The organism is Cohaesibacter gelatinilyticus, from assembly GCF_900215605.1.
Taxonomy (GTDB): Bacteria; Pseudomonadota; Alphaproteobacteria; order Rhizobiales; family Cohaesibacteraceae; genus Cohaesibacter; species Cohaesibacter gelatinilyticus.
In genome coordinates this window covers 1,227,333-1,239,977 of record NZ_OBEL01000001.1, presented here as the reverse complement: position 1 = coordinate 1,239,977, position 12,645 = coordinate 1,227,333, and the positions used below count along the sequence as shown (strand labels likewise).

The window sequence follows — 12,645 nt, the reverse complement described above, 5'->3', positions numbered from 1 at the left end:
TCCTCATAAGACGCAATATTCACAAACTACAGGTGGAAAATGGCCAGTTTGCCCCTCGATTTGATGCTCAATGCATTCGTGACCTTGTTCGTCACCATCGATCCGTTGGGCCTCGCCCCTATTTTTCTTGCTATCACATCTGGTGCCAGCAAGCAGGAGAGGATGAAAATTGCAGTTCGCGCCGTTTTGACTGCTGCGGTTATCCTGATTGCTTTTGCTCTGATTGGTCAGGCAATCCTGTCTGTTCTCGGCATCTCGCTTGGAGCGTTTCGCATTGCCGGTGGATTGCTTCTCTTTGTCATTGCGTTTGAGATGGTGTTCGAGAAGCGCAAGGAGCGCAAATCCAAGTCAGCACAGAAGGCTCTCACCGATGATGAGATCCACAATATTGCGGTCTTTCCGCTTGCCATTCCGCTGATTGCCGGTCCGGGCGCAATTTCTGCCGTGCTTCTTTTGGTTTCTCAATCTTCTGGCTGGGTGGATCAGGGTTCGGTCCTGGCGGTTATTCTGTTCGTACTGATACTTGTGATGCTGATGTTCCTACTTGCAAGCCCGGTCGAGCGTTTGCTTGGCGAAAGCGGACGCAATGTGCTGACACGCTTACTCGGCGTTCTGCTGTCCGCCCTCTCGGTTCAGTTCATTGCCGATGGTATTCAGGCGATTATTGCCAGTTAGGCACTGCTGACATTTCATTTGAAATAAAAGGAGGCACGCCACCTCCTTTTTGCCTATCTTATCGGTCAGTCCGAAATAGCGACTTGGCTTTTCTGAGCAATCCATTGCATTGCCTGACGAAATGGTCCCGGACCATAACTGATACGCGCAACACCACAATCGGCCAACTGTTTATTGGATAAACTATTGTCCAGCTTCATGACATTGACTGGAAGCTCAGTATTCGCGCAGACATCATTGATCAGCTCCGTGTTGAAAAGCGCCGGAACGAAGAAAGAGCTCGCCCCTGCTTCAGCGTAAGCTGCTACTCGGTCTTTGGCTTCGCCGATCAAATCTTTGTGCTTGTTACGATCTTTTTCCTTCAAAAACAGATCCGTCCGCGCATTGATGAAGAGCGGAATACCAGCTTCGTCGGCCATTGAGCGGATGGCTTTGATACGGTCGCTTTGGATCTTGATATCATATAGCCCAGAACTTCCGACCAACTGATCTTCAAAATTGATGCCGATTGCCCCAGTACCAAGAATTTTGGCAACATTCGCAGCCAGTTCCTCTGGCTCAGTTGCATACCCGCCTTCAAAATCGACAGAAAGCGGAACATTAACGCTCTCAAATATACGCGTGACGATCATAAGAAGAAAATCCAACGGCAACTTTTCTCCATCCGGATAGCCTTGCGCTCCTGCGACTGACCAGCTCCCCGTCGCAACTGCTTTTGCGCCAGTTTCCTGAACCGCATTGGCTGAACCCGCATCCCAGATGTTATAGAGAATGAGGGGATCTCCTTTAATGTGGAGATCCGCGAAATCCTTGGCGCGTCGTATCTGGGAAGATAGCGAAACATCTGATCTGATCATCTTTTCGTCCTTGCTTAGTTTGGTTAGCAGGCAAAAGCCTATCCCTTGCGAATGGAAACTTGCGACCAAGAACGGGCTGTTATTCTATTTTCCAACAGCATTCAGTTGACTGTTACGGGTTAACCGGAAGCACTATCTCTTTTCCGCCATACCCGTGAACAGAGTCCTTTGCGCGAAAACGCACCTTCTTAATGTTCTTCGGAATCGCGATACCGCTCAGGGACCGTGTGAAAGGTTGTTCATTGACATGCGGATGGGCAAGGACGCGTGTAGCAAGCACTGTACCGTCTGGAGCAACCACTTCCCAAGCATTTGCATAATGATCCCATCCTTCATCTGCATGCTCTACAGTAACAGATGCCTGATAGGTTCCATCGCCCGATCGTGTCAAAGCAACCTGCACCACATCGGCCTCACCTGCACGAACTTCGAAGGGCTGCGTTAGAGCAGCAAGCGAGAGGATGAAGGTGGATAGCATAGTTTTCATGACGCTTCTTTTTCAATGAAGTTGAAATATCGGAAAACTATATTCGATCTGCCAAAGAGATGTGGTCACATTGACGCGAGCATAAAAAACTCCGGCTCATCTTCACGCGCCGGAGCTCTTATCTTTTGAACTGAAATCAGATTCAGATTTTGCTACATGGTCTTTTCAGGTCCCTTCAGCGCCACATAGATCGCCGGAATGACCAACACGGTCAGCAGTGTTGACGAAGCAAGACCGAAGAGCAGCGAGATTGCCAAACCCTGAAAGATCGGATCGGCCAGAATCACCGCCGCCCCAATCATAGCCGCAAGCGCTGTCAGCATGATGGGCTTGAAACGGATTGAACCAGCTTCCAAAAGCACATCACGTAGTTCTTTTCCTGAACCTTTTTCATGCCCAACGAAGTCGACCAGCAAGATCGAGTTTCGAACAATTATGCCAGCAAGCGCGATGAAGCCAATCATGGAAGTGGCAGTAAAGGCAGCGTCAAACAGCCAGTGCCCCACCATGATGCCAATCAATGTCAGCGGAATTGGAGTTAACACCACCAATGGGACACGGAAGGAATGGAACTGAGCCACAACGAGGGCGTAGATACCGAGAATAGCGATCGCAAAGGCAGCTCCCATATCTCGGAACGTTACCCATGTGACCTCCCATTCGCCATCCCAGAGCATGGCGACCTTGCTTTCATCTTTCGGTTGCCCATGAAGAATAATCTCTGGCTTGGGCAGGTTCCCCCAATCATGAGCATCTATTTTCTCTTGAATGGCGAGCATGCCATAAATTGGCGCTTCAAACTCGCCCGCCAATTCCGCCATAACCATTTCAGCTGAGCGTCCATTATGACGAAAGATTGGGAAGCTTACCTTTTCCATATCTATTCGCACAACATCACCAAGTTCCACGACACCGCGATCGCCGGGGATCACATTTTGTGGCACCGGGATCGAGAGCAAGCGCTCGGAGATAGCGAGATCAGACTTGTTTGGCTTCACTGCAATCTCAACTGGACGACGACCATTGCCTTTGTGGGAATACCCAACCACCTGTCCGTTGAGATAATATTCGATGGTTTGATAGATATCGCCCTGTTCAACTCGATAATATTCCAGATTATCCTGATCAATGCGCAAGCGTGCCCGTTCGGTCGGAGCTCCAAAGCTATCATCGACATCGACAACAAAAGGAACGGCCTCGAAAAGCTTACGCAACTCAGAAGCGACATCACGACGAATTTGCGGGCTTGGTCCGTAAATTTCTGCCAACAAAGTTGCCATAACCGGTGGGCCTGGAGGCACCTCGACAACCTTAAGGCTGGTGCCTGCAGGTACTTTGACATTGGCAATCAGTTTTCGAATTTGCAACGCAATTTCATGCGAGGTTCGGTCACGATCATGCTTTTCCTTCAGGTTGACCTGCAAATCCCCCTGTTCAGGCATTGCTCGCAAGTAATAATGTCGAACAAGCCCATTGAACCCGAAAGGCGCAGCTGATCCAACGTGAGACTGAATATTGGTAATTTCCGGCACCACTTGCACTTCGCGTGCAATTGCCGCCAACACACGATCGGTCATTTCCAATGACGTGCCTTCCGGCAAATCTGCAATGATCTGTAGTTCGGACTTGTTATCGAACGGCAACAGTTTGACCGTCACATCCTTGGTATAGATCAGCAATGTGGAGCCGATAGTGGCAAACCCAACAATCAACAAAAAGATCCAGGAACGACTTCGCCCTTTCAGAATTGGGGCAGCAACCAGTCGATAGCTTTTGCCAAGAATGCCACCATCTGCACTTTCGGCATGGTCACCCTTGCCGATCCAATCCATCAGCCATGGTGTGAGCATCACCGCCACAAAGAATGATAGCACCATTGCAGCAGACGCCACGGCTGGGATTGGACTCATATAAGGGCCCATCAAGCCAGAGACAAACATCATCGGCAACAGAGCCGCTACGACTGTCAGCGTTGCAACAACGGTCGGATTGCCCACTTCAGCCACACCCTCGATTGCAGCTTGAATTTTTGACCTTCCATCCTTCATCGCCCAGTGCCGGGCAATATTTTCGATCATGACGATGGCGTCATCAACCAGAATACCGATGGCAAAGATCAGTGCGAAAAGCGAAACGCGGTTGATGGTGTATCCCATCAGATAGGCCGCAGCCAATGTCAGGAGAATAGTGGTTGGAATGACGATAAACACCACGACACCTTCACGCCAACCAATTGCAAGACTGACCAACAAAACGATGGAAACGGTGGCAAGGCCAAGGTGATAGAGAAGTTCATTGGCTTTTTCATTCGCAGTTTCACCATAATTACGGGTGATATCAACATTCAGACCTTGAGGAATGATTTGCCCCTTGAGTTGCCCCACTCGCTCCACAATGGCATTGGAGATGTTGACCGCATTGGCTCCTTTGCGCTTGGCTATGGCAACAGAAACCGCAGGGAACCGACCCAAGGATCCATCTTCCAGTCTTGGCATATGCCAAACCCGCTGTTCCTTCTGAGATGCACCAACCACAATTTTGGCAACATCCTGCACATACACCGGGCGACCATCGCGGGTGGTGAGAAGGATAAGACCAATATCGGGCACACCACTTAGGGTTTGCCCAACAGCAACCGGGAGCGCTTTATTCTGTTCCCGCATCGCGTCGACCATAAACGAGGTATTGGCAGACTTCACCTTGCCGACCAGTTGCTGCAGCGTGATACCATAGAGCGAGAGTTTTTCAGCATCTGGTTCTACACGGATCTGGTCCGGACGACCACCAACCAGATAGGTCAGGCCAATATTTTCCAGCTTGGCCAGCTCCACTCTTAGTTCATCCGCAATGTTATAAATCGCATTATCGGTCCATTTGTCAGCCACTTCTGGCTTTGGCGACAAAGTCAGCACAGTGATGGCTACATCATCAATGCCACGGCCGACAATCAGCGGCTCCGGTATCCCAACCGGGATCTGGCTTAGGTTTGCTTTGACCTTATCATGCACGCGTAGAACAGCAGCATCAGAGCTGGTGCCCACTAAGAAACGAGCCGTAACGGTGACCATATCATCCATACTTTGGGAATAGACATGCTCGACCCCATCAATACCTTTGACAATCGTCTCCAACGGCTCGGTGATCAGCTTGACCGCATCTTCCGCTCGCAAGCCATCAGCCCGCACATGGATATCAACCATGGGCACTGAGATCTGAGGCTCTTCTTCGCGAGGCAAGGCCATCAAAGCCACAAGGCCGAGGGCAAAGGCGGTTATGAGCATCAAAGGTGTCATTGGCGACGAAATGAATGACTTCGCCAGATTGCCGGAAATTCCAAGTTTCATTGTCATCCCCTTATGGCTTGACCAGCTTGTCGCCATCACCAAGACCGGAGAGGACTTCGATCATATCCTTGCCATCTTGCTTATAAGCATGACCCGCTTGAATGGCGATATCGATCGGCTTACCTTTGGCGCTGATGGAGCGCACATAGTCAACGCCATATCGGGTAAAGATGTAGCCCTTAGGCACCAGGTAGGTTTCGCGTGAGCCAGCATGCACACGCACCTGGATACGCTCACCAACGAAATAGTCGCCCAGACCGTCAACATGCGCATCGGCCAGCACGCGACCATTTGAGATTTGCGGATAGACTTTTGAAATTTTACCTTCGCGGACACAGCTTTCGTCACACCGGTTCCCACGCCCGGCAACTTCAACCATATTCCCCTTGGCAAGAAATCTTGCATGACGTTCAGGCAAGGCCAAACGCAAGATGTAATTTTCCCTGGCAATCGTCGCGACGGCTTCACCTGGCATGACGACAGAACCAACAGTCAATGGTACATTCAATACACGGCCGGATTGCGGGGCCAATACAGCGCCCTCCTCCGTCTGACGAACGATTACGGCGCGCTCCGCTTGCGCTGCTTCCAGTTTGCTGGAAGCCACATCGAACTGTGTAAGAATCTGATCACGGCGGACTTTGGAGATGGTACCCTTTTTATAGAGACTTTCTGCACGATCCTTATCGGTCTTGATGTTATCGATCTCTCGTTGCGCGGCTCGGATCTCCGCATCCACCGCCTGTATTTTCAGCGCCAGCTTCTCATCGACCACACGAGCGATAGTTTGTCCTTCCCTCACCATATCTCCTTCAGTTACCGCAAGTTCGGTGACTGTACCGGGAATGCGTACTCTTGCTGCGATTGAGTTGGTAGTCTCGACTGTGGCATAAACAGCTTTTTTATCCTCAATCAAAGTGAGATGAACGGTGAAATTCTCGGTATGAGCCGTGGTCAACCCACCAAGAAGGATTGACAGACTTAACAGAGATGGTTTCATTGCCGACGACAAAAGAGTGACGATCCACGTCGCTCTTGAGGACGATATCCAGGATGATTTTGCGTTGCGCATGGCGAGGGTCTCTGGCTTGAATTTTTATATTAGTATTATCGAATATATGAAATAAAAGCCATTGTCAAAGACCTGTCGCCAAGAATCGCATAGATAATAGGCGCGACGACTTTAAGACAGGAGAGCAGAATGGCCTCTGGCTCGAAGAAGGTTATTTATGCCGCCTTGGCGGGGAATGGTTTGATTGCGATTACCAAGTTTTTCGCTGCATCCGTCACAGGCTCTTCCGCGATGCTTTCAGAAGGCATTCACTCGCTTGTCGATACCGGGAATCAGGGCTTGCTTCTGTATGGCTTGAAGCGAGCGAGCCGTCCCGCAGACAAGAAACACCCATTCGGCTACGGCGCCGAGCTGTATTTCTGGGCCTTTGTCGTGGCCCTGCTGATTTTTGCTGTTGGCGCAGGCCTCTCCATTTATGAAGGTATACAAAAGGTTCTGCATCCGCACCCTGTCTCCGATCCGACCATCAACTTTGTTGTTCTAGGGGCAGCGTTAGTCTTTGAAGGTTGGGCTTGGTGGGTTGCATTAAAAGAATTTCGCTCCACCAAGGGCAAGCGTGGCTGGATGCAAGCTGTAAGCGACTCCAAGGATCCAACCGTCTTTACCGTCCTGTTTGAAGATTCAGCCGCCATGTTGGGCCTGATCGTTGCCGGTATCGGTATTGCCGTTTCATATTATATGAACATCCCATGGATGGATGGTGCAGCCTCCATTATTATTGGTATCATTTTGGCTGGCACAGCCATGTTGTTGGCGTATGAAACAAAGGGTCTTTTGATTGGAGAATCTGCTTCAATCGAGACTGAAGAAGAACTCGCTCAGATGGTCACTTCGCATCCAGCTGTCACTATTGTCAACGAGATCCGCACCTTGCATCGCGGACCGAATGACGTATTGCTGGCTTTAAGCCTCGATTTTGAGAATAGCATGATTGTTGGTCAGCTGGAGGTCGTGATTGCTGACCTGGAACGTCAAATTCGAGAACGCTTCCCGCTCATCAAGCGTATTTTCATCGAAGCACAGAGTTATAAGGACCATATCGAGGTCGCAACCGAACAAGGCGATCAGATCTAGATCCAGTGCAAATAAATCTCTGAACAGATTAAAGGCTAAAGGGGCGCCTCCTTTAGCCTTTTCATTTATTTGAGTGGCATGTAGATTTCCGTCACCAGATCCGACGGAACCGTTGTTTTTGGATCATTGAGGTAGCATTCAAAACACGGAGCCTCTGCGGTTTCCTCTCCGCTTTCCGAAAGCCATGCTCCAAAGAACCATTGATAAGCCTTCCCAAGCTCGGCATAGGGTCCTTTATGGATCAATACTGCGTGACGGCCACCGCCGACACTACGAGTAGAAATGCCATATTCCTCATCACTATAGTCCTTATCAACGACGAATCCTGCAGCAGAGCGCAGTTTTTCAGTCTCGACCGATGCCGGATCGTCATAATAGATGCCTATGGATTTGGCAGTCTGATTAAGCAGACCATTTTTCGCCGCCCAGATCCCCGCCTTTTCAAAGGCCTTTCCTACCTGCATATAATCGCCATGGTGATCGACACAGGCCAGTTTCATCGGATCAATTGACTTGATTTCTACGTCAAACATTTTCTTCAACTCCATTGTTGGGATAGACACAACGGGAATGTCCTGACGAATAGAACGATATGATGCCGGGGCAGCTCCATAAGACGACTTGAATGCGCGACTGAATGCTTCGACACTTCCATAACCGGCTCGTTTGGCGATGGCAGTAATCTCACTACTTGTGCGAATCAAATCACCAGCAGCACGATGCATACGCAGGCGACGCACACTCTGCATCACCGTTTCATTCATCAAACCGTGATAGATACGATGAAAATGACACCGTGAAAAACAAGCCACATCCGCCAGTTTATCCAGATCAAGATCTTCATCCAGATGATCTGACAGATAAGCCAGAACCCGCTCAATACGCTTGAGATAGCTGTCTTGCATATGTTTGTTCATAATCAGGACCTCCTTACAATTTCACGCTATCCCAAGGCAACTTGATAAATATTGCTAAGTTGAACTCAACACACAGCGCCTATACCCGTCCAGCTTTGCAGTCTTTTGGAAGAAATGAAAAAACCCGGCAGATTTCACACCATACCGGGCTTTTGATTGAAGTATTTATGCGCTCAAACGCGAATTGCTCAAAACGGGATATCGTCATCCATATCGCTGAAACCGCTGCCACCTTGGCTACCGCCGCCTTGCTGGCCACCGCCGCCAAAACCGCCGCCACTCTGCCCGCCCTGAGGACCGCCGAAGCCGCCTCCGCCAAAGTCGTTACCGCCGCCCTGGCCACCAAAGCCACCGCCCTGCGGACCAGCTCCACCACCTTCACCACGATTATCAAGCATGGTCAATGTGGAATTGAAGCCCTGCAGAACAACCTCTGTGGAATAGCGATCCTGACCACTTTGATCCTGCCATTTACGTGTCTGCAACTGGCCCTCGACATAAACCTTCGAGCCTTTGCGCAGATAATTCTCTGCAACACGGCACAGGCCTTCATTGAAGATCACAACGCGGTGCCACTCGGTACGTTCACGACGTTCACCAGTATTGCGATCTTTCCAGTTTTCGGAAGTCGCAATGGACAGATTACAAATTGGCCGACCATCCTGAGTACGGCGAATATCGGGATCAGCCCCCAGATTCCCTACGAGGATGACTTTATTTACGCTTCCGGCCATGTCCATGTTCCATCTTGTTAACGCCAAATCTTGGAGCGAGATCATAGCAGTTTTGATCCAGCATGCCACCATCCGCTGACACTTCCCACGACTTTATCAGATCGCAATGTACTCGCCTCTTGAATTAAGGAACAAATCATGCACAAATGCAATCGAAAATGCTAAAAATCCCGGCATGAATCAGCAATCCGGCTTGTTTCCTGACAGATGTGTGCTTATCTCCCACTGAGTCCAGAAACAAATCCAATCATATTTTACGTAGCAGATCCGCTCTTCCCAAGGATGTTTTACGACCATGACTGACACTTCATTATCTTCCCAGAAATCAATCTCCATTCGTGGTGCACGGGAACATAACCTCAAGAATGTCAATCTCGACATCCCGCGGGACCAACTGATTGTGATGACCGGTTTATCGGGCTCAGGTAAAAGCTCGCTCGCTTTTGATACCATCTATGCGGAAGGCCAGAGGCGTTATGTCGAGTCTCTCTCAGCCTATGCGCGTCAGTTTCTAGAAATGATGCAAAAGCCAGATGTCGATCAGATTGACGGCCTTTCTCCCGCCATCTCCATTGAACAAAAGACCACGTCGCGCAATCCACGTTCAACTGTCGGTACTGTCACCGAGATTTATGACTATATGCGCCTGCTGTTTGCGCGTGTTGGCATTCCCTATTCGCCAGCGACAGGTCTTCCGATTAAGAGCCAAACCGTCAGCCAGATGGTTGACCGTATCATGGAACTCCCGGAGAAATCCCGTCTCTATCTGCTGGCGCCAATTGTTCGTGGGCGCAAAGGGGAATATCGCAAAGAACTCGCCGAGCTGATGAAGAAAGGCTTTTTGCGCGTCAAGATTGACGGTGAGTTCTACGAAATTGCTGACGCTCCTGCACTAGACAAGAAATTCAAACATGACATTGAAGTTGTGGTTGATCGTGTGGTCGTGCGCCCGGATATGGAAAGCCGCCTAGCCGACTCGTTGGAAACGGCCTTGGAATTGGCAGAAGGGCTGGCTGTCGCTGAGTTCGCTGATCAAACCGAGGACGATGGTAAACCCAAACGAGTGATATTCTCGGAGAAATTCGCCTGCCCGGTCTCCGGCTTCACCATACCCGAAATTGAACCTCGGCTCTTTTCGTTTAACAACCCCTTTGGCGCTTGCCCGACTTGTGATGGCTTGGGAAGCGAGTTGCAGATCAGCCCTGACCTCGTCATTCCTGATACGTCATTAAGTCTGAAGGACGGAGCCATTGCACCATGGTCAAAAGGAACCTCCCCGTTCTATCGCCAGACATTAGAGGCTTTAGCCAAGCATTATCAGTTTGAGCTGACCGTTCCATGGATAGAACTCCCCTTCAAAGCGCAAGAAGTTATTCTCTACGGCACTGGCAAGGAAAAGATCCAGTTTGTTTATGATGATGGTTCTCGCTCCTATAAAGCCAACAAACCTTTCGAAGGTGTCATTCCGAATCTGGAACGTCGCTGGCGAGAGACAGAGAGCAATTGGGCACGCGAGGAAATTGGCAAATATCAGTCCACCCATCCCTGCTCGGCTTGTGAAGGCAATCGCTTGAAACCTGAAGCCTTGGCTGTGAAGCTGGATGGCAAGCACATTGCGGATATCTCGAAGCTGTCAATCAAGGATGCAACCGTCTGGTTCACCGGTCTTATTGATACGCTCAGCGCTCAACAAAAGGAGATCGCTGAACGGATTCTGAAGGAAATTCGCGAGCGTCTGGCCTTTCTGAATGACGTAGGACTTGAATATCTCTCCCTGTCTCGTAATTCCGGCACCTTGTCTGGCGGCGAGTCTCAAAGAATTCGCCTTGCATCACAAATTGGCTCGGGCCTGACCGGCGTTCTTTATGTTCTGGATGAGCCTTCTATTGGTCTTCACCAGCGAGATAACGCCCGCCTTCTGGATACACTTCGTCATTTGCGCGATCTGGGAAATACCGTCATTGTCGTTGAACATGATGAAGATGCCATTCTGACTGCTGATCACGTCATTGATGTTGGCCCGGGTGCCGGTATCCATGGTGGGCGCGTTGTCTCCGAAGGAACCCCGAGTGATATTCTATCCGACCCCAACTCACTCACGGGACAGTATTTGTCGGGTGCCAAGAGCATTCATATTGAAAACGACCGCCGCAAGGCAAAGAAAGGGCGTGAACTTACCGTTGTCAACGCGAGAGGTAACAATCTTAAGAATGTTACAGCGTCCATTCCTCTGGGCACCTTTACCTGTGTGACCGGCGTATCAGGGGGCGGCAAATCGACTTTCCTGATTGATACCCTCTATAAGGGAGCTGCGATGAAGCTGAATAAGGCGCGGAATATGCCAGCTCCGCATGATCGCATTGAGGGATTGGAGCATATCGACAAGATCATTGATATCGATCAGTCGCCAATTGGCCGTACCCCGCGTTCCAACCCGGCAACCTATACCGGTGCCTTCACACCAATTCGTGAATGGTTTGCAGGCTTGCCGGAAGCAAAGGTTCGCGGCTATGCACCAGGTCGTTTCTCGTTCAATGTGAAGGGTGGACGCTGCGAAGCCTGCCAAGGCGATGGCGTTATCAAGATTGAGATGCACTTCCTGCCTGATGTCTATGTGACGTGCGACGTCTGCAAGGGCCACCGCTATAATCGAGAGACCTTGGAAGTCAAATTCAAGGAGAAATCCATTGCCGATGTACTGGAAATGACTGTTGATGAGGCTGCAGAATTCTTTTCAGCTGTTCCGTCTGTTCGTGACAAAATGATCACTCTGCAGCGAGTTGGACTTGGTTATATCAAGGTTGGTCAACAAGCCACGACACTGTCTGGCGGTGAAGCGCAGCGCGTAAAGCTGTCAAAGGAACTGTCCAAGCGCTCAACCGGTCGCACACTCTACATTTTAGATGAACCGACGACCGGCCTGCATTTCCACGATGTCGCCAAATTGCTGGAAGTACTTCATGAGTTGGTCAATCAAGGCAATACTGTTGTCGTGATTGAGCATAATTTGGAGGTCATCATGACCGCTGACTGGGTTTTGGATCTGGGACCTGAAGGTGGAGATGGTGGCGGTACCATTGTTGGCCAGGGAACACCGGAAGACCTGATTGAGAATTCCAGGAGCTATACCGGGATCTTCCTGAAAGAACTGGTTGACCGCCGCAAGGCCGCAGCTGAATAACTAGCTCAATAGATGATATCTGACTTGAGATCTGGGCTTTGTCCTTTGAGTTAGGTACAAAGCCTTAGTCATTATTGGTTGAATTTGGTGGTTCCAATATCAGTCAGCTTTGACACACGAACAACCGCTGATCCTGGTTATTGTATTAGCTCGGATTTTCACTTGAACCGATAAGCATCATTGTCTGTTTTTATAAATTTTCACATTGCCTGCATTTTATTCAAGCACCTTTTCCAACAGCCCCAAACTCACATCCATGTTCCCTCGAAATTCATTTATTTTCGTTTCAAGTGCTTTTCATACC

The 12,645-nt window shown here is 49.8% G+C and carries 9 protein-coding genes; 3 read left to right on the top strand and 6 right to left on the bottom strand.

The window, feature by feature from the left end; all coding sequences use genetic code 11:
- The first annotated feature begins 39 nt into the window (after window positions 1-39).
- Window positions 40-675, top strand: coding sequence for a MarC family protein (locus CRO57_RS05520; protein ID WP_342068270.1), 636 nt, complete (start codon window positions 40-42; stop codon window positions 673-675).
- A gap of 65 nt (window positions 676-740) precedes the next feature.
- Here the strand turns inward: CRO57_RS05520 and CRO57_RS05515 are convergent, their stop codons facing one another.
- From CRO57_RS05515 to CRO57_RS05500, 4 genes are all read right to left on the bottom strand, one after another.
- Window positions 741-1,532 carry an isocitrate lyase/PEP mutase family protein gene (locus CRO57_RS05515; RefSeq protein ID WP_097152338.1) on the bottom strand — a complete coding sequence of 264 codons (792 nt, stop codon included), beginning with the start codon at window positions 1,530-1,532 and terminating at the stop codon, window positions 741-743.
- A gap of 112 nt (window positions 1,533-1,644) precedes the next feature.
- Window positions 1,645-2,019: a hypothetical protein gene (locus CRO57_RS05510; RefSeq protein ID WP_210200760.1), complete on the bottom strand. Its 375-nt coding sequence runs from the start codon at window positions 2,017-2,019 to the stop codon at window positions 1,645-1,647.
- Window positions 2,020-2,171: 152 nt separating this feature from the next.
- Window positions 2,172-5,363, bottom strand: a complete 3,192-nt coding sequence (locus CRO57_RS05505; RefSeq protein ID WP_097153215.1) for an efflux RND transporter permease subunit — start codon at window positions 5,361-5,363, stop codon at window positions 2,172-2,174.
- Between the two features lie 10 nt (window positions 5,364-5,373).
- Complete coding sequence (locus CRO57_RS05500) at window positions 5,374-6,363, bottom strand: efflux RND transporter periplasmic adaptor subunit (protein ID WP_210200759.1); 990 nt, start codon at window positions 6,361-6,363, stop codon at window positions 5,374-5,376.
- Between the two features lie 201 nt (window positions 6,364-6,564).
- On the opposite strand from CRO57_RS05500, the gene CRO57_RS05495 reads away from it, so the two are divergent.
- Window positions 6,565-7,509, top strand: coding sequence for a cation diffusion facilitator family transporter (locus tag CRO57_RS05495; RefSeq protein WP_097152336.1), 945 nt, complete (start codon window positions 6,565-6,567; stop codon window positions 7,507-7,509).
- A gap of 65 nt (window positions 7,510-7,574) precedes the next feature.
- Here the strand turns inward: CRO57_RS05495 and CRO57_RS05490 are convergent, their stop codons facing one another.
- The gene (locus CRO57_RS05490; protein WP_097152335.1) at window positions 7,575-8,426 is read right to left on the bottom strand and encodes an AraC family transcriptional regulator; all 852 of its coding nucleotides are present in this window, start codon (window positions 8,424-8,426) and stop codon (window positions 7,575-7,577) included.
- Window positions 8,427-8,614: 188 nt separating this feature from the next.
- Window positions 8,615-9,160 (bottom strand): single-stranded DNA-binding protein, encoded by a 546-nt coding sequence (locus tag CRO57_RS05485; protein WP_097153214.1) that lies wholly within the window; start codon window positions 9,158-9,160, stop codon window positions 8,615-8,617.
- A 295-nt stretch (window positions 9,161-9,455) separates the two neighbouring features.
- Here CRO57_RS05485 and uvrA point away from each other — a divergent pair, with 295 nt between their 5' ends.
- The gene (gene uvrA, locus CRO57_RS05480) at window positions 9,456-12,341 is read left to right on the top strand and encodes an excinuclease ABC subunit UvrA (RefSeq protein WP_097152334.1); all 2,886 of its coding nucleotides are present in this window, start codon (window positions 9,456-9,458) and stop codon (window positions 12,339-12,341) included.
- Window positions 12,342-12,645: the final 304 nt, after the last annotated feature.

Bases quoted from the DNA above. Each gene is read 5' to 3' on its own strand.
- CRO57_RS05515 (WP_097152338.1), bottom strand. From the start codon at position 1,532: ATGATCAGATCAGATGTTTCGCTATCTTCCCAGATACGACGCGCCAAG.
- uvrA (WP_097152334.1), top strand. From the start codon at position 9,456: ATGACTGACACTTCATTATCTTCCCAGAAATCAATCTCCATTCGTGGT.
- CRO57_RS05520 (WP_342068270.1), top strand. From the start codon at position 40: ATGGCCAGTTTGCCCCTCGATTTGATGCTCAATGCATTCGTGACCTTG.
- CRO57_RS05500 (WP_210200759.1), bottom strand. From the start codon at position 6,363: ATGAAACCATCTCTGTTAAGTCTGTCAATCCTTCTTGGTGGGTTGACC.
- CRO57_RS05490 (WP_097152335.1), bottom strand. From the start codon at position 8,426: ATGAACAAACATATGCAAGACAGCTATCTCAAGCGTATTGAGCGGGTT.
- CRO57_RS05495 (WP_097152336.1), top strand. From the start codon at position 6,565: ATGGCCTCTGGCTCGAAGAAGGTTATTTATGCCGCCTTGGCGGGGAAT.
- CRO57_RS05485 (WP_097153214.1), bottom strand. From the start codon at position 9,160: ATGGCCGGAAGCGTAAATAAAGTCATCCTCGTAGGGAATCTGGGGGCT.
- CRO57_RS05505 (WP_097153215.1), bottom strand. From the start codon at position 5,363: ATGAAACTTGGAATTTCCGGCAATCTGGCGAAGTCATTCATTTCGTCG.
- CRO57_RS05510 (WP_210200760.1), bottom strand. From the start codon at position 2,019: ATGAAAACTATGCTATCCACCTTCATCCTCTCGCTTGCTGCTCTAACG.